The 25,031-nt window shown below is 39.9% G+C and carries 23 protein-coding genes; 6 read left to right on the top strand and 17 right to left on the bottom strand.

The window, feature by feature from the left end; all coding sequences use genetic code 11:
- Positions 1–3: 3 nt before the first annotated feature.
- Positions 4–624: a succinate dehydrogenase cytochrome b558 subunit gene (locus BN997_RS18520; RefSeq protein ID WP_042534431.1), complete on the bottom strand. Its 621-nt coding sequence runs from the start codon at positions 622–624 to the stop codon at positions 4–6.
- 887 nt (positions 625–1,511) lie between these two features.
- Between BN997_RS18520 and BN997_RS18525 the strand changes: the two genes are divergently transcribed.
- Positions 1,512–1,955: a DUF2507 domain-containing protein gene (locus BN997_RS18525; protein ID WP_244882405.1), complete on the top strand. Its 444-nt coding sequence runs from the start codon at positions 1,512–1,514 to the stop codon at positions 1,953–1,955.
- Between the two features lie 34 nt (positions 1,956–1,989).
- Here BN997_RS18525 and uvrC read toward each other — a convergent pair whose 3' ends face one another.
- From uvrC to zapA, 12 genes are all read right to left on the bottom strand, one after another.
- A complete protein-coding gene (gene uvrC / locus BN997_RS18530) occupies positions 1,990–3,795 on the bottom strand; it encodes an excinuclease ABC subunit UvrC (RefSeq protein ID WP_042534433.1) in 1,806 nt (601 codons plus the stop codon).
- A gap of 134 nt (positions 3,796–3,929) precedes the next feature.
- Positions 3,930–4,244 carry a thioredoxin gene (gene trxA / locus BN997_RS18535; protein ID WP_042534434.1) on the bottom strand — a complete coding sequence of 105 codons (315 nt, stop codon included), beginning with the start codon at positions 4,242–4,244 and terminating at the stop codon, positions 3,930–3,932.
- 154 nt (positions 4,245–4,398) lie between these two features.
- On the bottom strand, positions 4,399–5,373 hold the full coding sequence (locus BN997_RS18540) for an electron transfer flavoprotein subunit alpha/FixB family protein (protein ID WP_042534436.1): 975 nt from the start codon (positions 5,371–5,373) through the stop codon (positions 4,399–4,401).
- Positions 5,374–5,422: 49 nt separating this feature from the next.
- Positions 5,423–6,196: an electron transfer flavoprotein subunit beta/FixA family protein gene (locus BN997_RS18545; RefSeq protein ID WP_042534438.1), complete on the bottom strand. Its 774-nt coding sequence runs from the start codon at positions 6,194–6,196 to the stop codon at positions 5,423–5,425.
- A 102-nt stretch (positions 6,197–6,298) separates the two neighbouring features.
- A complete protein-coding gene (locus tag BN997_RS18550) occupies positions 6,299–7,072 on the bottom strand; it encodes an enoyl-CoA hydratase (RefSeq protein WP_042534440.1) in 774 nt (257 codons plus the stop codon).
- Positions 7,073–7,106: 34 nt separating this feature from the next.
- Positions 7,107–7,691: a TetR/AcrR family transcriptional regulator gene (locus BN997_RS18555; RefSeq protein ID WP_042534442.1), complete on the bottom strand. Its 585-nt coding sequence runs from the start codon at positions 7,689–7,691 to the stop codon at positions 7,107–7,109.
- Between the two features lie 191 nt (positions 7,692–7,882).
- On the bottom strand, positions 7,883–9,586 hold the full coding sequence (locus BN997_RS18560) for a long-chain-fatty-acid--CoA ligase (RefSeq protein ID WP_042534444.1): 1,704 nt from the start codon (positions 9,584–9,586) through the stop codon (positions 7,883–7,885).
- A 170-nt stretch (positions 9,587–9,756) separates the two neighbouring features.
- Entirely contained in the window at positions 9,757–10,167 is a 411-nt protein-coding gene (locus tag BN997_RS18565; protein WP_042534446.1) for a DUF350 domain-containing protein, read from the bottom strand.
- A 91-nt stretch (positions 10,168–10,258) separates the two neighbouring features.
- Positions 10,259–12,604, bottom strand: coding sequence for an endonuclease MutS2 (locus BN997_RS18570; protein WP_042534448.1), 2,346 nt, complete (start codon positions 12,602–12,604; stop codon positions 10,259–10,261).
- A gap of 71 nt (positions 12,605–12,675) precedes the next feature.
- A complete protein-coding gene (polX, locus tag BN997_RS18575) occupies positions 12,676–14,388 on the bottom strand; it encodes a DNA polymerase/3'-5' exonuclease PolX (protein WP_042534450.1) in 1,713 nt (570 codons plus the stop codon).
- 248 nt (positions 14,389–14,636) lie between these two features.
- On the bottom strand, positions 14,637–15,188 hold the full coding sequence (locus BN997_RS18580) for a CvpA family protein (protein WP_042534452.1): 552 nt from the start codon (positions 15,186–15,188) through the stop codon (positions 14,637–14,639).
- A 5-nt stretch (positions 15,189–15,193) separates the two neighbouring features.
- Entirely contained in the window at positions 15,194–15,454 is a 261-nt protein-coding gene (zapA, locus tag BN997_RS18585; RefSeq protein WP_042534454.1) for a cell division protein ZapA, read from the bottom strand.
- 128 nt (positions 15,455–15,582) lie between these two features.
- On the opposite strand from zapA, the gene rnhC reads away from it, so the two are divergent.
- Together rnhC and BN997_RS18595 are read left to right on the top strand one after the other, a co-directional pair.
- The gene (rnhC, locus tag BN997_RS18590; protein ID WP_042534455.1) at positions 15,583–16,503 is read left to right on the top strand and encodes a ribonuclease HIII; all 921 of its coding nucleotides are present in this window, start codon (positions 15,583–15,585) and stop codon (positions 16,501–16,503) included.
- Between the two features lie 13 nt (positions 16,504–16,516).
- The gene (locus tag BN997_RS18595) at positions 16,517–17,209 is read left to right on the top strand and encodes a uracil-DNA glycosylase (protein WP_042534457.1); all 693 of its coding nucleotides are present in this window, start codon (positions 16,517–16,519) and stop codon (positions 17,207–17,209) included.
- 71 nt (positions 17,210–17,280) lie between these two features.
- Here the strand turns inward: BN997_RS18595 and pheT are convergent, their stop codons facing one another.
- The 4 genes from pheT to BN997_RS18615 all read right to left on the bottom strand — a co-directional run bounded on the left by pheT (position 17,281) and on the right by BN997_RS18615 (position 21,902).
- Positions 17,281–19,710, bottom strand: coding sequence for a phenylalanine--tRNA ligase subunit beta (gene pheT / locus BN997_RS18600; RefSeq protein ID WP_042534459.1), 2,430 nt, complete (start codon positions 19,708–19,710; stop codon positions 17,281–17,283).
- A gap of 20 nt (positions 19,711–19,730) precedes the next feature.
- Entirely contained in the window at positions 19,731–20,765 is a 1,035-nt protein-coding gene (pheS, locus tag BN997_RS18605) for a phenylalanine--tRNA ligase subunit alpha (protein ID WP_042534461.1), read from the bottom strand.
- Between the two features lie 48 nt (positions 20,766–20,813).
- Complete coding sequence (locus BN997_RS18610; protein ID WP_042534463.1) at positions 20,814–21,017, bottom strand: hypothetical protein; 204 nt, start codon at positions 21,015–21,017, stop codon at positions 20,814–20,816.
- Between the two features lie 147 nt (positions 21,018–21,164).
- Positions 21,165–21,902 carry a TrmH family RNA methyltransferase gene (locus tag BN997_RS18615; protein ID WP_042534465.1) on the bottom strand — a complete coding sequence of 246 codons (738 nt, stop codon included), beginning with the start codon at positions 21,900–21,902 and terminating at the stop codon, positions 21,165–21,167.
- A 102-nt stretch (positions 21,903–22,004) separates the two neighbouring features.
- Here BN997_RS18615 and sspI point away from each other — a divergent pair, with 102 nt between their 5' ends.
- The 3 genes from sspI (at position 22,005) to BN997_RS18630 (ending at position 25,006) form a co-directional block, all read left to right on the top strand.
- Positions 22,005–22,223: a small acid-soluble spore protein SspI gene (sspI, locus tag BN997_RS18620; RefSeq protein WP_042534468.1), complete on the top strand. Its 219-nt coding sequence runs from the start codon at positions 22,005–22,007 to the stop codon at positions 22,221–22,223.
- A 362-nt stretch (positions 22,224–22,585) separates the two neighbouring features.
- A complete protein-coding gene (locus BN997_RS18625) occupies positions 22,586–23,014 on the top strand; it encodes a hypothetical protein (RefSeq protein WP_139089142.1) in 429 nt (142 codons plus the stop codon).
- Between the two features lie 393 nt (positions 23,015–23,407).
- Positions 23,408–25,006, top strand: coding sequence for a DUF6583 family protein (locus BN997_RS18630; RefSeq protein ID WP_042534472.1), 1,599 nt, complete (start codon positions 23,408–23,410; stop codon positions 25,004–25,006).
- The last annotated feature ends 25 nt before the right edge of the window (positions 25,007–25,031 follow it).

A 25,031-nucleotide genomic window follows, 5' to 3' on the forward strand; every position in this document is an offset into this window, starting at 1 on the left:
TATTTATACACCATATGCGAATGCAAGTAATGATCTTATACCTAGATAGCCGACTGCTAAAAATACAATCAGACACACATACGTAGAAATGCGCTGTGATTTCGGTGTTTGTGTAATACCCCATGTTACCATGAAGCTCCACAATCCATTTGCGAAGTGGAATACAGCCGAAAGAACCCCTACCACATAGAACCAAAACATCGGCGTGCTGGAAAGGATGCCTTCCATCAAGCTATAGTTGATATCCACATTTCCTAAAGCAAGCTGAACGCGTGTTTCAAATACGTGCCATGCAATGAAGATAACAAGGATAATTCCAGTAACCCGCTGTAGTGCGAACATCCAGTTACGGAAGAATCCATAACGTCGTGTACTGTATCTAGATGTAAAAACAATATAAACACCCAGAATCGCATGGAACAAAATTGGTAGATAGATTACTAATGTCTCCAGCAGCAATACAAATGGTAATTCGTGCATAATACCAGCTGCTGTATTAAATACTTCTTCTCCATACACAGCAAGATGATTGATAAATAAATGTTGTACTAGGAAAATACCAATCGGCACAACTCCCAGCAGCGAATGTAGTCTTCTAAAGAAGAACTCACGTTGTTCTGCCATGTTTACCCCCCTTTTGAAACGTAATCCCTATAATATGTATACTATAAAAATAAAGCGCTTTACAAAATTGTAAATATTTATTTTTATAGTACAGCCAATAACATCTATTATTGTACTTCTTACATTGTAAAGCGTCAAGAATTCCCGACCGGCTTCTTTAAGAAAATGAAAAGTATTTATTAAAATCTCTATTACTCAACTTTCGCACCTTAAAAAGAAACTTCATTTCCATAGAAACAGGAGTTGGCCGTTCCTTCGAAAACACCCTTGACAAAGAATAGAAGGTGGAGTGTAAAATACCGCTGCGGCGGACTGTTTTGTTTTCCATGGGGACGGAGCGGAGCTATGCACTATCATTAGTTCAAAAAAGCAGATTTAACTAAAAAGCAAGCACAATAAAGAAGAACTTGATAATCCTGAAACAACAAGATATATATGCTTATTCTTAGGTGCTATAGTTGAGTCTATTACATGAGAAATTGAATTATATTATTGCATCATTCTATAAGATAATCGCCGTTTTTACATCAAAATGAAACAAAACCATACGAAAACCAAGAAAAAGATTTAGAAAAGTCGCAGAGAATGTTATTATAATAGAGATATTTAACTTCGTTTGCGGTTCCAGATGATGTTAATCTCTTGGATAATCTATTAATTTAATGGCAGTGTTCAAAAATCTCGAAATATAGCTGACAGGAAAAATAACCGAATGACCGGACGACAGGCGGTGAAGGAGTCCCCTTTTCCTGCTCAGGCTGAGACCTGTATGAACACGCAAGTAAAGTTAAATTATCTAGTTCCTATACTTGCTAATCAACAGACAACAATACATAATAACCATAGACATGTAACACGAGCGAGACGTGAAGGAAAGGATGAAAATAGTGTCAAAGTATGGCAGCAATCAAAAATTAGATGTAACTGAGTTAGAGCAATTATATAGTGACGGCGCGGGATATGATATTTTACGCTATATTGGTCTGCCGGAGCTTTTTGGGGAAGAAAAAGATACACTTCTTTATTTTTTAGGCAGAAATCTGGCACGGAAATTTGAGTTCAGCAGTCTGGAAGATTTAAGTTTATTTTTTGAAAAAATGGGTTTAGGGACCCTGGATTTAGTAAAAGATAAAAAGAACGTAAAAACCTTTTACCTTCTATCCGATACAATTGTTGCGAAATTAAAATCAAATATGGAGACCGATTTCCGTTTAGAAGCCGGAATAATAGCAGAGGCGCTGCAGCAGCTGGAAGACGTAGATTGTGAATGCCTTGAATCTGTTCACCGTCGCCTGAAACAAGTTGAATTTACGGTTTATATACAGGATTAATAATCTTTAAAACTGAACAAAACGATCGCGAAACTTATTCGATTTCACGATCGTTTTGTTCTGCTTCCTGCTTCTTTAAATGTCCGATAACCTCTGTAGCTATATTTTTGGGTATGCCAATTTTACGCATATCTTCTAAAGAGGCATTTTTAATTTCTTCTACTGATTTAAAATGCGTCAATAAAAGCTTGCGCCGCTTCGCTCCAACCCCCGGGATACGGTCAAGCTCGGATTGAAACAGTCCTTTTCCTCTTAATTGCCTGTGGAAGGTAATGGCAAAGCGGTGCACCTCATCCTGTATCCGCTGCACTAAATAAAAGGCCTGCGATTGGCGTTTTAACGGAATGACCTCTGGAGGTTCCCCATATAATAATTCGCTGGTTTTATGCCGGTCATCCTTAGCAAGTCCAGCAAGCGGAATACTTAAACCAAGTTCATTTTCCAGCACATCTGATGCTGATGTCATCTGGCCTTTTCCCCCGTCAACAATAATTAAATCAGGTAAAGGAAGCTCCTCGCGAAGTACTCTTGTATAACGTCTGCGTATTACTTCCCGCATGGTTTCATAATCATCTGGTCCCTTGACATCTTTGATTTTATATTTGCGATATTCTTTTTTATTCGGTTTTCCATCCTCAAAAACAATCATTGCCGATACAGGATCTGTTCCTTGAATATTCGAATTATCAAACGCTTCAATCCGGCGAGGTGTCTCTATATTTAAGTAATCTCCTAAATCCTCCATTGCTTGGTAGGTTCTTTCCTCATCCCGCTCAATTAATTGAAATTTCTCGTTCAAAGCGATTTTTGCATTTTTTTCAGCTAATTCTACCATTTCTTTTTTTCTGCCACGAAGCGGTGTATGGACATTGACTTCAAGTAATTTTTCCAATATCTCATCATCAATGCCTATCGGAACTAATACCTGCTTTGGCTTCAGATGGTTTTCCTGCAAATAAAATCGTGCAATAAAACTGACGATTGCTTCTTCCGCATTATCATAAAATGGGAATATACTGACATCGCGTTCTATCAGCTTTCCTTGCCGGATAAAGAAAACCTGTACACACATCCAGCCTTTATCATAGCTGTAACCAAAAACATCCCTGTTCACTAAATCATTAGCAGCCATTTTTTGCTGTTCCATCGTTGCATCGATGTATTGGATAGTGTCTCGAAGTTCTTTTGCTCTTTCAAAATTCAGCACTTCACTTGCTTCTGTCATTTCTCTTGTCAAACGGTTGCGAATATCCTTAAACCCACCATGTAAAAAGGAGGTTATCTCTTGAACAATTTGCTGATACGTTTCTTTAGAAGGCGGATTTTTACCACAGGCTAAGCATTGCCCCATATGATAATAAAGACACGGTCTGCCGGGAGGATTATTACATTTCCTGAGCGGATAGATTCGGTCTAAAAGCTTTTTGGTTTCCCTTGCCGCAATCACGTTAGGATAAGGACCAAAATATTTTCCTTTATCTTTTTTTAACTGTCTTGTGACAATTAACCTCGGGTGCCGCTCAGATGTAATCTTCAAATAAGGATACGATTTATCATCCTTCAGCATTACATTATATTTAGGATCATATTTTTTTATTAAATTCATTTCTAAAATAAGTGCTTCAATCTCTGATGACGTAACCATATATTCAAAATCTGCAATATCCTGGACTAAACGCTGCGTTTTCCTGTCATTCGCCCCGCGAAAATAAGAACGAACGCGATTTCTTAACTTTTTAGATTTTCCTACATAAATAATTGTCCCATGCTTATCCTTCATTAAATAACAGCCAGGCTGCATTGGAAGAATAGCCAACTTTTTTTCAATTGCTTCTTTCATCTATAACCAGCCCTTTATACATCAGAAAATCCCTTTTCATCTGCTTGATGACAAAGGGATTCTCTTTTTTCTAATAGAAATCAAAGAATCCGTTCTGTGATAAGGTATCACCACAGAACGAAAACGTGACTTTATCAGGCATGTTTATTAATTAAATCTGTTAATGCCTCTTTAGGTTGGAAACCAATAACCTGGTCTACCACTTCTCCATCTTTGAATAAAAGAAGTGTCGGTATACTCATTACACCAAATTTCCCAGCTGTTTCCTGGTTTTCATCCACATCTAATTTGACGATCTGTACTTTTTCTTCCATTTCTCCATCAATTTCTTCTAAAACAGGAGCAATCATTTTACAAGGTCCACACCATGGAGCCCAAAAGTCTGCAAGTACAAGACCTTTTGATGTCTCGTCTGTAAAGTTTTGATCCGTTACATGTTTAATTGCCATTATTTTTACCTCCTTAAAACATCATGCAGCTTATCATAAGCTTAGTATGAGTATATCATCGTATAAGTATACTTCCTAATAGTTTGCTTGAATTGATTAAAATTACTTTCAAAAGGCCTGTGTCTCAGCATTTCTCACAGACCTTTTATTTCCTTTATGCCTTTACTTTTTTAATTTCTTCAATAAGCAGCGGGATGACTTCAAATAAATCACCAACAATTCCATAGTCAGCAATATTAAAGATATTTGATTCAGCATCTTTATTTATAGCAACAATTACTTTGGAATTAGACATTCCGGCTAAATGCTGAATTGCACCGGAAATACCTACCGCAATATATAAATCAGGAGTTACCACTTTTCCGGTCTGCCCAATTTGCAGCGCATAATCACAATAGTCAGCATCACAGGCACCTCTGGATGCACCTACAGCACCTCCCAGTACATCTGCAAGCTCGTAAAGCGGTTTAAATCCCTCTGCACTTTTCACTCCTCTTCCGCCTGCTACAATAACATTTGCTTCTGAGAGGTCAACCCCCTCCGAGGTTTTTCGGACAACATCCTTCACAATGGTACGTAAATCTTTAATATCTATATCCTTGGTATTTACTTCGCCAGATCTTGAAGCATCTTTTTCAAGAGCAGCTATATTATTCGGGCGAATCGTTACAAATATAAAATCATCTGCAAATGTCTTCTTTTCAAATGCTTTTCCAGAATAGATAGGACGAATAAATACATTGTCATCGCCATTTTTTTCAATGTCTACTACGTCAGAGATAAGTCCTGCTGACAGCCTGCTTGCAACCTTTGGTGTCAGGTCTTTTCCAATAGAGGTATGCCCCATGACAATTCCTTTTGGAGATAATTCATCGATAATTTCTAAAACCGCCTGTCCATACCCTTCTGATGTATACGTTTTCAAATTGTCGTGCGTGACTGTAACAACACTATCCGCCCCATAAGCAATTAGTTCTTCACCTGCACTGGTTAAATCACTATCACTGAATAAAACACCCACAATTTCAGCATCCGCATCAATTTGCTTCGCCGCTGCAATTGCCTCAAAGGAAACATTTCTTATATCATTATCTCTTACTTCACCAATCACTAGTAATTTATCGCTCATTATTATTATCCCCTTTCACTATCAGCTGCATTATCATACAAACTTTCTCTTAAAGTACCTTTTTGTCATTTTTCAATAAAGATACCAATTCCTTCACCTGATCCGCTACCTCTCCCTCTAACACTTTACCTGCTTCTTTTTCAGGCGGAAGATAAATATCGATTGTTTTCGTTTTTGCTTCTACGTCATCCTCATCTAGGTCCAGATCATCGATTTCTAATTCTTCAAGCGGTTTTTTCTTCGCTTTCATAATTCCCGGCAGTGAAGGGTAACGCGGGTCATTTAAGCCTTGTTGACAAGTAACTAGTACAGGAAGGCTGGTTTCGATGATTTCAACATCTCCTTCAACGTCTTTTTCTATCGAAGCAGTATCCCCATCGATAGACAGGCTCGTTATCGTTGTAACGCAGGATATTCCCAAAAGCTCGGCAAGTCTCGGACCGACCTGACCGCTTGCTTCATCAATAGCAACATTCCCTGCCAAAATCAAATCAGCTTCCTTGTCTTCAAAAAATGCTTCTAAAATTTTGGCAGTTGTAAACTGGTCTCCTTCTTCCAAATCTTCTTCTGTATTAATTAGAACTGCTTTGTCCGCTCCCATAGCAAGAGCTGTCCGAAGCTGCTTCTCAGAGTCTTCGTCACCAATGGTAACCACTGTGACCTCTCCGCCATGCTTATCTCTTTGTACAATCGCTTCCTCTACTGCATATTCATCATAAGGATTAATGATGAATTCTGCACCATCATCTTCAATTTTCCCATTTTGAACAGCAATTTTTTCCTCTGTATCAAACGTTTTTTTCAATAATACATAAATATTCATATTCTTTTTCCTCCTTGTCACAAACTAGAATGTATGTTTAAAAAGCAGTCAATAATACTTCATCCTCTTATCATTCGAGTAATTTGGGAACCGCCAGAAAATCTATTTATCCTGAAAGTTTGCTGCTCTTTTTTCTTTAAAAGCGCTTACACCTTCTTTCGCATCATATGACCCGAAAATTTCACCAAACAAGCCCGCTTCCCTGTCAGCTCCTTCTGCAAATTGGCTTGTATTTGCATAAGGAATCAATTGCATAATCCGATTGATTCCAGGCTTGCTTTTAGCAGCAATTTTTCCGGCTAATTGACGAACTTCATTTTCCAGCTCATCTTCTTCCACAATCCGGTTAACAAGCCCCCATTCTTCCGCCTGCCTTCCGGAAATCGGTTCTCCGGTTAAAATCATCTCATATGCTCTGGCATTACCTATATATCGCGGCAAACGCTGTGTACCGGCAAAACCAGGAATAATGCCTAAATTCATCTCTGGAAGCCCTATTCTGGCATCAGCCGTTGCATACCTTATATGACAAGCCATTGCGAGCTCTAATCCTCCGCCTAATGCAGCGCCATGTATGGATGCAATAACAGGAAGCGGAAAATGCTCTATCCTGTTAAAAATGTTCTGGCCGTCCTTAGCTAAAGTTTCATACTCTGATGCCTCTTGAAGAGCGGTAAATTCTTTAATATCTGCCCCAGCTGAGAAAAACTTGCCTTCTCCCTGCAGGACAACCACTTTGGCTTCCCCTTCTTGTTCAATCTGTGTTAACAGTTCATCTAATTTTGCGATCAGCTTAGAAGATAATGCATTAGCAGGAGGGCTTTTGATTGTTAAATAAGCAACCTTCTCCTCTACTTTTAATTCCAAAACGGACAAATCAATCACCTCTTTTTTATATTTCATTATCTGTTTATTTTGAAGTTAAAGCACTAACGAGCATTCTATGAATCTCAGGCGCCATGTCAACAAGATGATATTTCTGTTCCTTCATCACCCAATTCGTAACAATCTCATCAAGTGTACCGAAAATCATTTGCCTGACCAGAGGAATATTCAAATCCTCTCTAAAATGCTGCTGCTCCATTCCTTTTTGAATAATACCGTCAATCACGGTTAAGTAAGGCTTCAAAACTTGATTAATCTGCAGTCTTAAAGAAATATTTGATTGTCTTAACTCCAGCTGGGTCACAATAGCTAAATAATAATCTGAAGACAGCTGCGTGAAATGCATTTTTATTAAGGTATACAGCTGATTAGAAGCAGAATCATTTTCTTCGATTGCTTTTGCTATTTGATCGATAAATTCTCCCATTTTCACTTCGAATAAAGAAACAAGAATATGTTCTTTGTTCTTAAAGTATAAATAAATGGTACCGTCAGCAACATTCGCTTCCTTTGCTATTTTGGAAACCTGTGACCCATGGTATCCATTTTCGGCAATCACTTTTACAGCAGCTTCAATAATTTGATGATATTTTGGTTTTTGATTATTCATGATTTACTCCTTGATTACATAATTAAAAATGAGTGAATGGTCATTCATATTTTTAATATACAATTCTTGAAGTTTAATGTCAATGAAAAGCTGTTTTATTTAAAACGTTTTCGATATAAATACATTCCGATTCTCTGCTTAATTAAATTACCTGTCAAGCTGCTTTGGAAAAGAAAAAAAGAGCACGAGGCTCAAACAGATGCTGCTTCTTGTTTCTGTTTCTCTTCGTCAATCAGTTTTCTTCTTAAGATTTTCCCGACTGCTGTTTTTGGCAATTCATCACGGAATTCATAAATTCTCGGGACTTTGTAGCTTGCGAGATGTTTTCTTGCATATTCATTTAACTCTTCTTCCGTAAGAGCCGCTCCCTCTTTCAACACAATATAAGCCTTTACTGTCTCTCCTCTGTATGGATCCGGTATACCTGCTGCTACCGCTTCCTGGATAGCTTCATGCTCATACAAAACCTCTTCGATTTCTCTTGGATAAATGTTAAAACCGCCTGCAATAATCATATCCTTCTTTCTGTCCACGACATAGAAAAACCCGGATTCATCAACATATCCTAAATCGCCGGTCAAAAGCCAGCCATCTTTCAGGGTACTCGCCGTCTCTTCTTCATTATTCCAATACCCTTTCATTACTTGCGGTCCTTTTACAGCGATTTCGCCGATTTCTCCAACCGGAACTTCTTCTAATCCCGCTTCACCCATTTGAACAATTTTAGCATCTGTATCCGGCCAAGGGACGCCGATACTGCCGTTAATACGTTCAGCATATACAAAATTTGCATGTGTTACAGGGGAAGTTTCTGTTAATCCATATCCTTCAACCAGCTTTCCACCGGTAATTCTTTCAAAGCGCTCCTGAATCTCAACTGGCAATGGGGCTGACCCGCTAATACACGCATCTATAGAGGATAAATCATATTTCTCTAATTCCGGGTGGTTTAACAGACCGATATAAATCGTTGGGGCGCCTGGAAAAAGATTAGGTTTCTGTTTATCTATTACTTTTAATAAGTCACCCGCATCAAATTTTGGTATCAGAATAATCTTGGAGGCTTTTTTTATCGCAAAGTTCATCACAGCTGTCATCCCGTATACATGGAAGAATGGAAGAATACCTAGAACTACATCCTGACCTTTTTGTTCTTCGCTGCGCGAAAGCCATGTTTCGCACATTTGCACATTGGCACTTAAATTATAATGCGTCAGCATTACTCCTTTAGGACTGCCTGTTGTCCCGCCGGTATATTGTAAAAGTGCAAGGTCTTCTTCCGGATTAATAGGGGATTCTAAATAATCAGCAACCGAGTGCTCCATCATCTTTTTCCATACATGGGTATCATTGCTGGGCTCTACCTTCACCACCAAATTGTATTCTCGCTTCTGTATAAATGGATAAATCATATTTTTAGGGAAAGGAAGATAATCCTTGATGCCGGTTACAATAACATGCTCTAATGTCGTATGTGAACGGGCGCTGTTTACACGCGGAAGTAAAATATCTAAACAAATAATTGCTCTAGCCTGCGCATCATTCATTTGAAAAATCAATTCTCTTTCCGTATAAAGCGGATTTGTTGGAACAGCTATTGCTCCTGCCATCAGGATACCATAGTAGCTAATCACCGTTTGAGGAGTATTTGGCAAAAAAATAGCAACCCTGTCTCCTTTTCTGATTCCAATAGATTGCAAATAATTCGCTGTTTTTTTCGCCTCTTTATACAGCTCTTTATAAGTCATCTCCTTACCCATGAAGTAAAGCGCTTTCTTTTCTCCGTGATGCTTCGCCGCATCAATTAAATATTGATACAGAGCGCACTTATCATATTCCAGTGTTTTAGGTAAATCCTCAGGGTAGCGATCATGCCAAGCCCTTTTTTCCAACATAAATCATTCCTCCTTCAATTTAGTCTATACCTATTATAACGGTTAATTGCTAACTTTGAAAATATTATCTAATATTTAGAGAAATAAATAAACCAATCCTACGATGAAAAAAATAATTCCAACTGCCATTAATATTTTTGCTAAACGTTCAAATATCACTCATTGCCCTCCTAACCAACGATGCTTGCTCCGATAACATAGGCTAACCCGACAGAGATGACCATCGAGATAAAGCCGACAGCCTTATTGCCGTTGCCGATTTCTTCATCCACTTTCATAAATGGAGTTAAAAATTCAAAAAATAAATATCCTGCTATTAATAATACAAAACCAAAAATCCCCCAGCCCATCGATACCATTAAACTATCGTTATGCTCAATGGAGAATCTGAAAATCATGGCTATGCCGAATAGCTTTCCTCCGGTAGCCATCGCAACGGCCAGATTCCCTTTTTTTATTTCCTCCCAGTTTTTATAGGAGGTTACCAGTTCAGCAATTGCTAAAAAGAGCAGAGTGGATAAAATAAATACACTATACCTCGCTGCAGTGATTACTAAAATATTTTCCCAAAAGCCTTCCATTTTTCTCGCTCCTTCATTTGGAAAAAGGGATTTGTTGCCAATATTAAATCCATCCCTTTTTCCGATCTTACAAAACATTTAATTCGATTACTTATTCAAAGCGAATAACTGTAACGCCGCTTCCGCCTTCTCCTGCTTCGCCTGACCTTGAGCCTTTAATATGCGGATGCCGCTTCACAAATTCCTGAACACCCTTTCGCAAGGCGCCAGTCCCTTTCCCATGAATAATAGATGCTTGAGCGTAACCGGATAGCAATACATCATCCACATACTTCTCCAGCTTGTGCATCGCGTCCTCATAACGTTCGCCGCGTAAATCCAATTCTGTTTTCACATGCTGATTATTGCCTCTAACCGTGGCCACTGGCTCAGCCTGCTTCTTTTTCTTCTTCTTGACAAGCTCTAAATCAGACCGTTTTACTTTTACTTTCATAATGCCGACCTGCACCATATATTCCCTGTCATTTACCTTTTCAACAACCTCGCCGAGCTGATTTACGGTGAGCAGCTTAATCTCGTCTCCCGGCTTCAGCTCGCTCTGCTCTTGTTTCTTCTCAGGCTGGACAGCTGATTTATCCCTGCTTAGATTCGGCATTGCCTCGTCAAGCATCTTTCTGGCTTCAATCCACTCATGTTCCTTCATGCCAGACTGGTCTTTCATATTGCGCATCATCTGCACAATTTCTTCTGCTTCCTGACGCGCTTTCAGCAACGCTTTTTCAGCCTTCTCTTCCGTTTTTTCATAAATCTTTTGCTTCTTATCTTCCCATCGGTTCATTGCTTTTGTTAATTCTTGATGCAGTTTTTCACTCTCTTCCAGTACCTGATGCGCTTTTTCATAGTCTCGCTCTGCCTCTGTATGGGATTGTTCTAAGGAAGCAATCATATTTTCTACTTGGTGAGAATCCACACCAATCAGCTGCTTCGCTTGATTAATGATATTTCCGTCAAGCCCTAGCCGCTTCGAAATGTCAAATGCATTGCTTCGTCCTGGAACGCCAATTAGTAACCGGTAGGTCGGCCGCAATGTTTCTACATTAAATTCTACAGAAGCATTGACCACCTGCGTCCGGTTATATCCATAAGCTTTTAATTCCGGATAATGGGTCGTCGCAATAACACTTGCATTTTTAGAAAGCACCTCATCCAGGATCGACATTGCTAAAGCAGCTCCTTCTTGCGGATCTGTACCAGAGCCTAATTCATCAAATAAAACCAGCGACTGATCCGTGACATGCTTCATAATTTCCACAATGTTTGTCATATGAGAGGAAAAGGTACTCAGGTTTTGTTCAATCGACTGTTCATCACCTATATCAGCGAAAACCTCATCAAATATCGGCATTTCACAGCCATCGAGTGCGGGTACCTGTAAACCCGATTGAGCCATCAATGTACAAAGCCCAACCATTTTCAAAGTAACCGTCTTTCCGCCTGTATTTGGTCCTGTAATAACAATTGCCTGATAGTCCTGGCCCATTTCCACATCATTTGGAACAACGTGATCATCTGGAATATATGGGTGTCTTGCCTGCTGCATCTTTATATAACCATGTATATTCATTTTAGGTCTTACCGCATGCATTTTTTGAGCAAGTTTTCCCCGGGCGCTGATAAAATCAATTTCCGAAAGCCAATAGACATTATTTAAAAGCTCTTGTTCATAGGAAGCGATGTGCCTGCTGAGTTCCTTTAAAATCCGTTCTATTTCTTGTTTTTCTTTAGAAAATAAATCCTGTAATTTATTATTCATATCCACTACCGCTTTTGGCTCCATAAATAATGTCTGACCGGATGATGACTGATCATGGACAATTCCGCCAATGGCAGCACGGTATTCCTGTCTTACCGGCAAAACATAACGATCATTCCGAATCGTGATAATCGAATCGGAAAGCATTTTACTGTTAGAGCGTGTATAGCTTTCTAACTTGCTGCGGACACTGCTTTCATATGTCCGTATAGAGCTGCGGATAGAACGTAAAGCTGATGAAGCACCATCCATTATCTGGCCATGATCATCGATGCAGCTGTTAATATGCTGTTCTAAATCCCGGATTGCGATAATATTTGCTGCGGCAGATTGAAGAATTGGTATTTCTACATCCTCGACCTGTTCTAAAAAACTTTTGGCCTGTCTGCCTCCATATAACGTATCCCCAATGCGTAAAACCTCATCCGCCGAAAGAATGCTCCCTATTGCACTGCGTTTCACACTCGGTCGTATATCAGATATACCACCTAAAGGAATCACTTTATTCAGCCGGAAAATTTGAACGGCTTCGTCTGTCTGCGCTTGGAGTTCCTCCACTTCATCAAGCGTCGACTTGGGTTGTATCTTAGATGCTAAATCCTTTCCTATAGAGGTTTCTGCTTGATCACGAACCTTTTCAACAAGGCGGTGAAATTCAAGCGTTTTTAATACACGTTCGTTCATTTTAACCCCTCTTTTATTAAAAATTAAAATCTATGCTTTGAGCCAGTTTCCGTATGAGAACACTGGCTCACTTATTTCCCCTGGTTAAAGAATGCGGCTAATTCTTCTTTTGTCCATGTGTTGATTACCGTGGACGGTTTGATCCATCCTTTTCGGGCTGTAGCTACGCCATATTGCATATGCTCAAGCATCTGATAGTTGTGCGCATCAGTATCAATGACAAGATTTACGCCTGCTTCCTGCGCTTTTTTAGCCCATTCGTGGGATAAATCTAAGCGATTGGGATTAGCATTAATTTCTAATGCGGTATTTGTTTCTTTTGCTTTTTCAATCAATTTTTCCAGGTTCACTTTATATCCATCTCTTCTTCCGATTAGTCTTCCTGTCGGGTGAGCAATAATCGAAACATATGGATTTTCTAAGGCGTTAGTCAGCCTGTGCATGATTTCCTCTTCCGATTGTTGAAAACTGGAATGTATCGCACCAATAACAAAGTCCATTTCTTTAAGAAAGTCGTCCTCAAAATCTAAGCTGCCATCTGGCAGGATATCCATTTCCACACCCGAAAAGATATGGAAATCAGCGTACTTTTCATTTAATGCATTAATTTCCTGACGCTGCTTACGAAGGCGTTCTTCATTTAATCCATTTGCTACGCGCAAGTATTTAGAGTGGTCTGTAATCGCCATATAGGAATAGCCCATACTTTTTACCTTTTCAGCCATTTCGTCTAAAGACTGTGCTCCATCACTCCAGGTGGTATGCATATGCAAATCTCCGCGAATATCGGATAGCCGGATTAATTTCTGTTCCTCTGTAAACAGGTCTACTTCTCCTGTATTTTCACGAACCTCCGGAGGAATAAAATGCAGATCAAAATGATTAAAAAAGGCTTCTTCCGTTTCAAACTGGAGCGTCTCTCCTGTTTCTTCCACCTCTACACCATATTCACTGATTTTTTCACCGCGCGACTTTGCCAATTGCCGCATAGCTACATTATGATCCTTTGAACCGGTAAAGTGATGTAAAGTAGAAGCAAATTCCCCGTCAGAAACCATACGAAAATCAACATTGATATCATAAGCTTCTTCTAAAGTGATAGAAACCTTTGTATCTCCGCTTGCAATAACATTTTTGACAGAAGGCAGTGCGATTAAAGCTTCTTTTACCTCGCCTGCATCATCCGTAGCAATGATAAAATCAAGATCCTTTACAGTTTCACGCATACGCCGGATGCTCCCTGCCTGAGAGTAACGGACAATACCCGGAATATCCTCCAGGTAAGCTTCTATCTTCTCAGCAATCGGAAGCATCATTGCTACCGGAAGCCGTTCCGGTCTCTTCCCCGCATCCTCGATTGCTGCAACGATTTTCTCTACAGATTTTTTTCCAAATCCAGGTAACTCTTCTACCTTTCCAGACAGACAAGCTTCTTTTAACGTTTCCGCATCTATGACGCCCAGCTCCTGATAGAGCTTGGATAATTTTTTCCCGCCTAAACCTGGCAAATCTAATAACGGTACAAGCCCGGCCGGTACTTCTTTCTCCAATTCCGCTAAGGTTTCTGAATGTCCAGCTTCGATAAACTCGGTAATTACTGCTGCAGTTCCTTTTCCAATCCCTTTCATCTTTGTAAAGTCATCTATCTCATTTAAGCTGCGGTCATCCGTTTCAATCGCTTGCGCAGCCTTTCGATAAGCGCTTATTTTAAATGGATTTTCTCCCTTCAGCTCCATATAAACAGCTATATTCTCCAGCAAACGAATGATATCTTTCTTATTCATTTTCTTTCACCCTATTCTGTCACTATTTACATAAAACGAAACTTCCTTCCGTGGAGATTTTTCCTTTTCCACGGAAGGTTAGTTAATCAGGAGATGAAGTGACCGTTTTCGCCCATACATATTAAAATAATTGTTCCATATATAGTTAGGGCGAATTACGGACACTCATGCCGTGATAAAACTGACTCAAGCTATCCATGTTAGTTTGAGTCAGTTTTGCTTTCTATACTTGCTAATGACCTGTTATATTATTTGGTCAGAGATTCTGTCAAGTTAAACCATAATTCAAAAATACGATCTGAGAAATATGGTGTCTGTTCAATAATCCGCATTGCCAGAGAAGAACCTTGGATTGCTTCCTGCACTCCGCCGACAGGCGTTAACGCCAGGATATATAAAATAATGAAGCTGATGAGATATATCTCAACAAACCCCAGCGCGGCTCCTAAAATTTTATTGATAAAGCTGATGATGGGTATTGCCGCCACAAAATCCAGCATAGAAGCAATAATCTGCAGAATAAATTTCACCGCAAAAAAGATAAGCGCAAAGGAAATCGCATTATAAAATGCCGATTCGACTGGCAGGTTTTCTAAAAACGCTGACCAGGCTCCATCACCTGAGAGGTCTGGATAAGGAATATATAAGGAAAGTCTTTCTGCAACCGGGTTATAGTACATTACTGCTACAATAAAAGCAACAATAAACCCTGTTAAATGAAATAGCTGAAGAACAAATCCTCTTTTTAATCCCATCATAATCCCAAATAATAGAAGAATAATTATAATTAAGTTAATCATGTTTGTTAGTCCTCTTTCTTTCGTAATGAACCTAAAAGTGTTGCATAATCCTCTTTTAGTTTTAAATAATCGTTCATTGTATTCACAGCCGTTAATACTGCTAAGCTGGCTGTATCTAATTGTTTATTGGCATCATGAATTTCATTCATTTTTTGATCAACTAAATTAGCCACTAGCTGAACATGGCGTTCTGATTCCGTTCCGATAACATGGTATGTCCGATTGTATATTTCAACTGTTACGCGCTGTTTTTCATTGTCTGTCATTTTAACTTCCTCCTGTGTAACGTTGATTCTAGTATATATTAACATGAACTTTGCGGAAAAAGAAGTATTTCAAAATCCCGTTATATTTGCTATAGTCTTAGGTATCCGATGATTGGAGGAATGAAGCTTTGGGCCAAGAAGTATTAACAACATCTGCTGATAAAATCAAACAAATGAAAAAGCATTATCATACTTACTTACAAAAAACACCGCAGGGGGCTGTTTTCCGGGCAAAAACACCTTATGCTGTCATCACAGCATATCATTCTGGGAAGGTTCTCTTTCAGGGCAGCCAGCCAGAGAAGGAAAGCACCCAATGGAAGGATGCATCTGCTTCGACACAAGCAGCTAAAGCGAAGCCCTCTTCAAGTGTGGACACAGCTATTTTTCAAAAAAGTCATATAGGGTCCGATGAGTCAGGAACCGGCGACTATTTTGGACCGATAACCGTTGCGGCTGTTTTTGCAGACAAAGCGCAGCAAGTTCAATTAAAGCAGCTGGGTGTGGAAGACTCCAAACACTTAAAAGATGACGCCATCCACCGTATTGCACAAGAGATCATACAGCTTCCTATTTCATATACCATCCTTAAACTGGAGAATGAGAAATATAATCGCCTGCAGCTTAAAGGCTGGTCGCAGGGGAAGATGAAAGCAATGCTGCATCATCATGCCATTGACAAATTAATTAAAAAATTAGATGGTACAGATTATGATGGAATCGTCATTGATCAATTTTGTGAGCCTGCCGTTTACAAACGCTATCTGCAATCAGAAGCATTAAAGCTTCATGAAAAAACTACTTTTATTACAAAAGCAGAAAGCCATTCAATTAATGTTGCTGCTGCTTCTATTTTAGCCAGAGCCCGGTTCGTAACAGCAATGGATAAATTATCCCAAGAAGCAGGCATTACCTTACCAAAAGGTGCGTCCGGTAAAGTGGATAAGGCAGCAGCCAATTATATAAAAGCTCATGGCGAACAGCAGCTGGGACATGTTGCTAAGCTTCATTTTGCCAATACAAATAAAGCAAAGAAATATTTACACTAAATGAGGTGCTACAATGAATATACCTTTAAAAAACGATTGGGGACAAGTTTTAGAGCAAGAATTTGAAAAAGACTACTATAAACACTTGCGGGAATTTCTAAAAACAGAATACGGTTCTCACACGATATATCCGGATATGTACGATATTTTTAATGCTCTTCGCTTTACAGATTTCCAGGAAGTGAAGGTCGTCATTTTAGGTCAGGATCCTTATCACGGCCCTAATCAGGCACATGGCCTGAGCTTTTCCGTACAGCCTGGTGTGCCAGTGCCTCCTTCCTTAAAAAATATGTATCAAGAGCTGGCAGCTGATGTTGATTTCAAGATTCCCTCCCATGGTTATCTGAAAGAATGGGCTGATCAAGGGGTGCTCTTGCTTAACAATGTTTTGACTGTCCGGGCACATCAAGCACATTCTCATAAAAATCAAGGCTGGGAGCGGTTCACGAATCAAGTAATTGATGCTTTAAATCAGAAGGATCACCCGGTTGTCTTCTTATTATGGGGCGCAGCAGCACAGAAGAAGATAGAGTTGATCGATACCGATAAGCATTATATTTTAAAAGCGCCACATCCAAGCCCTTTATCTGCACACCGGGGTTTCTTCGGGTGCCGTCACTTTTCAAAAACAAACGCTATTTTAAAGCAGGAAAATCTGACTCCTGTTAATTGGCAGCTTTCTTTGACGGTAAATCCTGATAAATAAATCAAGTCTATTTACGCTAAAAGCCGCTGGCACAGCTTCAAAATCTGTGCCAGCGGCTTTTTATATCATGATCAGGAACGGACATACGATCCAAATTGATTATTTACTTTTTCAACAACCGCCTGATAAGATGTCTCCACTTCATCATCTTTCAACGTACGGCTTGGGTCCTGATACAGAAGACGATAAGCTACAGATTTTTTGCCCTCTTCCATATGCTCTCCCTGATATACATCAAATATAGAGACTTCTTTTACTAACGGAGCTCCTGTTTCCTTAATCACTGCCTGAACCTCTCCAGCAGGAACATCATTATCCAGGATAAAGGCGATATCTCTTGTTACAGATGGATAACGCGGAATATCCGTAAAGGAAGGTGTTGCTTGATGTACAGAAAATACAGATTCCAGATTTATTTCAAAAACATAGGTTTCCTTTACATCAAAATCTTTGGCAACAAGCGGATGAATTTGGCCGACATAGCCGATTCCTTTGCCATTTAATCTGATTTCTGCACAACGTCCCGGGTGCATATCTTCCATTTTAGTCTGTACAAAGGTAACATCTAATTCTAAATGTGCGAATAAGCCTTCCACGATTCCTTTTGCTACATAAAAATCAACCGGCTTCTTCTCTTGCTGCCATGGGTGATTATGCCATAAACCAGTTAACGCGCCGGCAACATGCAAATTCTCAATCGGCTGTTTGGTTATCTGCTCTTCTTCAGAAATGAATACTTTTCCAATTTCATAATACGCTAAATCTGTTTGTGTTCTCGCTACATTATGCTGGAGTACGCGAAGCATCTCTGGAATAAGACTTAGGCGGAGATGGCTGTGCTCCTCACTCATCGGCATTGCTAAACCGACTGTATTAGCAGTCCCTTCCTCCATATCAGGTGTCAGGAATCGCGATGCATCCTGTTTATTTGTTAAGGAGTAGGTTAATGTTTCCATCAATCCGGCGCTGGATAAGTAATTTTTGATTTCCCGCTGCAGCAATTGGACATCTGTTAATCCTCCTGCCTGTACCCAGCCTTGCGGAATCGTATATGGCAGATGATCATAACCATAAATACGAATAACTTCTTCTAAAATATCTTCAAAAATAGATATATCCAGACGGCGCGTTGGAACTTGAACAACAATTTCTTCTCCATTTTTACTGAATTCAAATTGCAGCCGTGCGAGGACAGAGGTCACGTCTTTTTCATCTAACTCCATTCCTAATCGCTGGTTCACTTTCGAAGTTGTAATGGTCACAGACTTCTCCGATTTATCCAATTCATCTACTTCTACAACACCAGCTGCTACTTTTCCGCCAGCATATTTTTGAAGCAGACTGCATGCCCGGATACCGGCGCGTTTCACGCGATTTGGGTCAACCCCTTTTTCAAAACGCGTGCTGGATTCACTGCGCAGGCCGGTCTGTTTGACCGTATGGCGAACAGAAGCGGCATCAAAATAAGCAGCCTCCAGCAGGATATTCGTGGTTTCATCGGTCACCTCAGAATCTGCGCCACCCATGACCCCGGCTAAAGCAACCGGCTCTTTGCCATTCGTAATAACAAGATTCTTCTCATTTAATTGACGTTCCTGATCATCTAAGGTAATCATTGTCTCGTTTTCTTTTCCTTGTCGGATAACGACCTCTTTGGAGCCAAACCGGTCATAGTCAAACGCGTGTAACGGCTGTCCGTACTCTAATAATACAAAGTTAGTAATATCTACAACATTGTTGATCGGACGGATACCAGATGCCATTAAATAATTCCGCATCCATAGTGGCGCCGGCTTAATTTCCACATCTCTTATAACAAATGCTCCGTAATATGGGTTATTTTCAATGGAATCAATTTTCACATCAATATAATCCTCAGCCTGGATAGATTCATCTGCATTCAGGTTTTCATCTGGTAAATGGATTGGCTGATCTAAAACAGCTGCTACATCATACGCTACACCAAGCATGCTTAATGCATCTGGACGGTTCGCTAAAACATCTAAATCTAACACCGCATCATCTAGATTTAACAGCTCCTGTACAGGTGTACCAACCTCTGCATCTTCTGGAAAAACAAAAATCCCTTCTGCGACGTCGGTAGGAATGTATTTTTCATCCAATCCGAGCTCCTGCAGGGAACAAATCATCCCATTTGATTCCACTCCGCGCAGCTTAACTTTTTTGATTTTCATCCCATTTGGAAGCTTAGTCCCAGGTTTTGCAACAGCAACCTTCTGACCCTCTCCAACATTCGGCGCCCCGCAGACGATTTGCAGGGATTCTTCCCCGACGTCTACTTGACAAAGATTTAATTTATCTGCATCCGGATGCTTCTCACAGGATTTCACATATCCCACGACAATATTTTCTACAGCAGGGGCCAGATATTCCACTCCCTCTACTTCAATCCCGGATCGTGTTATTTTTTCTGCTAATTCTTCTGGTGTTACATGATCTAAATTGACATAGTTTCGTAACCAATTATATGAAACAAGCATGTACTCTCCTCCTTCTTCTCTTACGCTTGATGATATTGTGATAAGAAACGGACATCATTGGTGTAAAAATGACGAATATCGTTCACACCATATTTCAACATCGCAATGCGCTCCTGTCCCATTCCGAATGCAAACCCGCTGTAAACAGTGGAATCATAACCGCTCATTTCCAATACACGTGGATGGACCATTCCGCCGCCCAGGATTTCAATCCAGCCGGTATGCTTACAAACCGAGCACCCTTTTCCATTACAAACCTTACAGGATACATCCATTTCAACAGAGGGCTCTGTAAATGGGAAGAAAGATGGACGCAAACGGATTTCGCGGTCTTTCCCGAACATTTTTTTCGCAAACACATCTAATGTACCTTTTAAATCACTCAAGGTAATATTTTTATCTACTACTAACCCTTCGATTTGTCTGAATTGATGAGAATGTGTCGCATCATCCGTATCCCGGCGATACACCTTGCCCGGGCAAATCATCTTGATTGGGCGCTTTCCTTGATATGCTTCCATCGTACGTGCCTGCACAGGTGAGGTCTGTGTACGCAAAAGCAATTCATTTGTAATAAAGAAGGTGTCCTGCATATCCCGCGCCGGATGGTTTTTCGGTAAATTTAATTTCTCAAAATTGTAATAATCTGTTTCTACCTCGGGCCCTTCTTTCACTTCATAGCCCATGCCGATAAACAAATCCTCAATTTCTTCCATAATGCTTGTTAATAAATGTCTGCCGCCGACATGAACCGGATTTCCAGGCAGTGTCACATCGATGGTTTCTGTTTCCAGCTGCTCATTTAAAGCTTCTCTTTCTAATTTTTCTGTTTTAGCTTCCAATGCCTCTGTAATGGATTCCCGAACATTATTAGCAAGCTCGCCGATAACCGGGCGTTCTTCCTTTGATAACTTTCCCATACCGCGAAGAACGGTCGTCAGAGAACCTTTTTTTCCTAAGTATTTCACTTTCATCTCCTGTACAGCCTGGCTGTTTTCTGCCTTTTCAATAGCTGCGAGAGCCTCCTGCTCTATCGCCTGCAATTCTTCTTTCATCGTCCGAAATACCTCCTTTTAATCATTTCCTGTGTTTGATGGACTTTTTTAAACATAAAAAAGCCCCGTCTCCCAAAAAGGGACGAAGCTATATGGTCGCGGTACCACCCTTGTTGACTGGATAAACCTATCCAATCCAACTCTTGCCTCATAACGGATGGCGTCCGAATCACCTTTACATTTTGATATGGTCCAAGTGTCCGCTCCAGAGTGAAACGTAATTGCCGACATGATAGAAATGCTTCCAGTCAAGGCATCTCCTCCCTAAATCATTTATACAGGCAGTTACTTGCTCTTTCATTGCGTTTAGTTGTTTGTTCTTTTCATAACAAAAGAACGTATCATTTACTTTATGATGTATTACAGTTATTATAGAAAAATTATCGCTGCATTGCAAGGTTAATTCTTTAAATAATATAGCAACACGCCTGCTGCGATGCTGACATTTAATGATTCTGCCTTTCCGAGGATGGGAATGGTTACCCGTTCATCCGCTTTTTCCAACAAGGATTCCTTTACGCCGGCTCCTTCATTCCCAAAAATAAGCGCTGTTTTTTGCGGGATTGGGAGATCTTTGTAATTCTCCGCTTTTTCTAATGCTGTAGCCCAAACACGGTAATCAGCTTCTTTCAGCCGCAACAGCTTCTCTTCCAGATCAGCATGTATAATTGGTAAATGGAAAATGGACCCTTGTGTGGCACGAATCACTTTATCATTATACAAATCGACACAACCGCTGCCAAGGATAATTCCATCTGCACCCGCAGCGTCCGCAGTACGTATGATTGTCCCTGCATTCCCCGGGTCTTGGACTGCATCCAATAAAACAACTACCTCTCCGTTCACTGCTTCTTCTTTCTTTATTTCAACGACAGCCATCATCCCTTGAGGCGAAGCAGTAAAAGAAAGTTCTTTAAACACCTGTTTGGTGACCTCAGTAACAGGAAGATGCTTTGCCATATCCGGCACAGCAACCTCTTCGGAAACAATAAGCTCCTTTACTTCCCAATCGCTCGTCAGCGCTTCTTCTATTAAATGCTCCCCTTCAACCAAGAATGCATTCATTTGCTTTCTATATTTTCTTTGGTGCAGCTTTTTTAAACCCTTTATTTTCTCATTCTTCACAGATGTAATCACTTTATTCATCCTATCCAATTTTAAATTCTAACTACATCATACATAAATTCACAACTTATGGTCAAACTACTTTTAATATCACAATTAAAGGAGTGAACAGGAATGGATTTAAATATCCGTAAAGCAATTTACGCTAACATATCAAATAATAATCAAGAACAATTAGAAGCAACCATTGTGGATGCCATTAATAATGGAGAAGAAAAAATGCTTCCTGGTCTCGGGGTTCTTTTTGAATTGATTTGGAATCATTCAGATGAAAGTAAAAAACAGGAAATGATATCTTCCTTAGAGGATGGAATTCAAAGCGATTTATCCTAATTGACATCAGTTATATCTTTATTATGTCATCCTAAAAAGCATGCCGCTCTCTGAATGAGAAGCCGGCATGCTTTTTAGGATGTTTCAAAAATTTTAATCCATTAAGAAAAACCAATAATACCGCTTGGTCTTTAAAATATCGGTGTTCTTGCCAAAGAGATGTCCGCTGCGGGAAGTCGATTTCCGCGGGCAACGTTCAGCCGCACGGTAAGAAAAACGCTTCCTGCTCAGGTCTACCTGTTGCTTTTCCCGCAGGAGTCGACAACATCCGCTCCCATCTAAGTGGAATTATATTTTATTTGCTATTTTACAAGGAAATAACGCAAATTCTAGTGACGGTTTTGATGGGGCGAGTAATCGCAATGGTTTTCGGTGGGACGAGTAATCGCAGTCCCAGTGGGAAGACCCCGCAGAAAAAAAGCGTACTTCTTTTTTTCTACCCGCAGGGCATAAGTGCGACTTTGCTTCTGTCTGCGCCTGTCGGCTTGCCAATCAGCAAGTCTTCTTTTCACCCGCAGGGCATAAGTGCGACTTTGCTTCTGTCTGCGCCTGTCGGCTTGCCAATCAGCAAGTCTTCTTTAAAGGAGATGAGCTCGGGGCCTATGGAAAGCGTAGTGTTTTTCTGGGGTTGCGATTACTCACCCCACCATAACCCGTCGCAGCGGTCGTATGAACCTGACAACATTGAAGATTACTCCCTCAATGAAACCCATTGGAGCGGATATATTCAGCATTTTTTATATACTTTCTTGTTTTTTCGAGAAAAAACAAGAACACCACTTGATTTTTAAAACATATAATTCGACAAATTTAGCAAACTTTGAAACCTTTTCCTGTTTCGTTCCGTAGAAAATAGTAGAATAAAAGACAGCATGTTTTGACAAAAACTGCTTCCAGCCTGTTTATTTTTATCCTATTTAGGGAATAGGAAATCAAGCTCAGTCGATATTTAGTCTTAAGAACCAAGGCTTGAAACCGATTGACTACTTATTTCTTTAATGTTATAACAGGTTAGGGTCATTTTTCATCGTATAAATTTTTGATTCTAATTCTCAGCTGATGAATATAATTTATAGTATGAAAAAGATACAGTAGCCTGGCAAAACTACATACGCTGAGCTTTTATTGACCATTCTAAATTGTGCAAATTGCGCAAATATAGTTTCAAGAAAGGAGCATGAACTTTGGTAGAAAATAATGAGGAACAACCAAAGAAAAAAGGAATTTCAAAAGGAATTATTGCTATTATTATTGCTGTAATCGTCCTCGCCGGCGGTGGTGCAGCTGCATTTTTCCTAACAACATCTACACCTAAAGCAACCTATTTCCAAGCTGAGAAAAATTCAATTGAACAACTGCAAGATTTTATGGAAACACGATATGAGGATGAATATAATTGGTATGAACAATCCATGGAAAATCCTGTTTCCCAAAACGTGAGCCTCGGTTTAAACCTGGAAGGACTTGAAAATCAAGGCTATATAGACCCGCAAATTGCAGCGATGCTTTCAAACGCTGAGCTTGCATTCCATTCAGAGACAGATATGGAAAACAATCAGGCTTCTACGGAATTATCCGTAAATGTTGCTGGCATGAACTTCGATGGGCTGGCAGGTTATGTAGAAGGCTCTGATGTGTATGCAGAACTTCCTTTCCTGGAAGAAGTACTTAAGATTTCTGATGAGGATATCGGCAGTGTATTGGCTGAAATAGATCCTTACACATTCACAGGCAATGAGCAACTAGGAATTGAAGAGCTGATGTTTGAAAATGATGGTCAGCTATTAACAGATGAAGAGAAAGAATACCTTCAGGATGAATATGTCATGTTCATTTATGATGAGCTTCCAGACGATGCATTTGAAAGTGAAAATGAAGACGTAGAAGTAAATGGTGATTCAATCAGCGCTGAGAAAATCACGATGAATCTTTCTGAAGATCAATTTAAATCTCTAATCACTTCTGTTTTAGAAAAAATGAAAGGTGACGAACAGTTTCAGGAAATTTTAAGCAATCAGCTTGAAAGAGCTGGAAGCACTCCATTAGAAGACCCCGAAGTCTTCCAACAGCAGATTGATGAAGTATTAGGAGAATTTGACAGCGCCATGGATCAAGGCATTGAAGCAGTAGAAAACTTCCAATTCCCTGATGGCGTCCAATCTACACTTTGGGTATCTGATGATAAAGTTGTCCAACGCGACTTCTCTATCAGTCTAGCACCTGAAAACGAAGATCCTGTTACTTTCAATTTATCCGGCGGCCAATTATTTAATGATGATCAGATTTATTTTGACCATACATTAACAATGGGCGATGGATCTGAAGATGTAACGATGGCGTTCGATGGAGATTTCCAAGGAACTGGAGACTCTGTAACAGATAATGCTAACTTTAGCTTTTCATTTGACGATGGCTACATGCCAGTTGAATTCGCTGGTACGTATACTGGCGATGAATCGTTAGATGGGTCTACTCGTGATTTTGACCGTCAACTGCAATTCACAGTAGAAAATGAAACAATAAATCTTGGCTGGACTGGTGACTCTACCTACGATGGCGACCAAATGAGCTCAAACAATAATATTGCATTAGATTTCCCTGGATATGTTGAAAATGTTTCCATGGACATTAATTCTGAAGGTGCAGTTATCGATGCGGTAGAAGGTGTTGATACATCAAATGTCGTTGACCTCGGCGCCATGTCTGCCGAAGAACTGCAGCAATACTTCGAAGGTGACTTCAGCAGTCAGCTTGAACAATGGTTAATGCAGTTTGGCCTCTAAGCCAGTATTTGAAAGACTGAATTAG

The sequence above is a fragment of the Oceanobacillus oncorhynchi genome, from assembly GCF_000821065.1.
Taxonomy (GTDB): domain Bacteria; phylum Bacillota; class Bacilli; order Bacillales; family Amphibacillaceae; genus Oceanobacillus; species Oceanobacillus oncorhynchi.

What these genes read in the sequence shown, in the direction of transcription:
- BN997_RS18555 (WP_042534442.1), bottom strand. Translation starts at nt 7,691, where the DNA reads ATGAATAATCAAAAACCAAAATATCATCAAATTATTGAAGCTGCTGTA.
- sspI (WP_042534468.1), top strand. Translation starts at nt 22,005, where the DNA reads ATGGATTTAAATATCCGTAAAGCAATTTACGCTAACATATCAAATAAT.
- BN997_RS18565 (WP_042534446.1), bottom strand. Translation starts at nt 10,167, where the DNA reads ATGGAAGGCTTTTGGGAAAATATTTTAGTAATCACTGCAGCGAGGTAT.
- uvrC (WP_042534433.1), bottom strand. Translation starts at nt 3,795, where the DNA reads ATGAAAGAAGCAATTGAAAAAAAGTTGGCTATTCTTCCAATGCAGCCT.
- BN997_RS18580 (WP_042534452.1), bottom strand. Translation starts at nt 15,188, where the DNA reads ATGATTAACTTAATTATAATTATTCTTCTATTATTTGGGATTATGATG.
- pheS (WP_042534461.1), bottom strand. Translation starts at nt 20,765, where the DNA reads ATGAAAGAAGAATTGCAGGCGATAGAGCAGGAGGCTCTCGCAGCTATT.
- BN997_RS18570 (WP_042534448.1), bottom strand. Translation starts at nt 12,604, where the DNA reads ATGAACGAACGTGTATTAAAAACGCTTGAATTTCACCGCCTTGTTGAA.
- BN997_RS18545 (WP_042534438.1), bottom strand. Translation starts at nt 6,196, where the DNA reads ATGAATATTTATGTATTATTGAAAAAAACGTTTGATACAGAGGAAAAA.
- BN997_RS18625 (WP_139089142.1), top strand. Translation starts at nt 22,586, where the DNA reads ATGGTTTTCGGTGGGACGAGTAATCGCAGTCCCAGTGGGAAGACCCCG.
- BN997_RS18560 (WP_042534444.1), bottom strand. Translation starts at nt 9,586, where the DNA reads ATGTTGGAAAAAAGGGCTTGGCATGATCGCTACCCTGAGGATTTACCT.
- BN997_RS18595 (WP_042534457.1), top strand. Translation starts at nt 16,517, where the DNA reads ATGAATATACCTTTAAAAAACGATTGGGGACAAGTTTTAGAGCAAGAA.
- trxA (WP_042534434.1), bottom strand. Translation starts at nt 4,244, where the DNA reads ATGGCAATTAAACATGTAACGGATCAAAACTTTACAGACGAGACATCA.
- polX (WP_042534450.1), bottom strand. Translation starts at nt 14,388, where the DNA reads ATGAATAAGAAAGATATCATTCGTTTGCTGGAGAATATAGCTGTTTAT.
- zapA (WP_042534454.1), bottom strand. Translation starts at nt 15,454, where the DNA reads ATGACAGACAATGAAAAACAGCGCGTAACAGTTGAAATATACAATCGG.
- pheT (WP_042534459.1), bottom strand. Translation starts at nt 19,710, where the DNA reads ATGCTTGTTTCATATAATTGGTTACGAAACTATGTCAATTTAGATCAT.
- BN997_RS18540 (WP_042534436.1), bottom strand. Translation starts at nt 5,373, where the DNA reads ATGAGCGATAAATTACTAGTGATTGGTGAAGTAAGAGATAATGATATA.
- BN997_RS18520 (WP_042534431.1), bottom strand. Translation starts at nt 624, where the DNA reads ATGGCAGAACAACGTGAGTTCTTCTTTAGAAGACTACATTCGCTGCTG.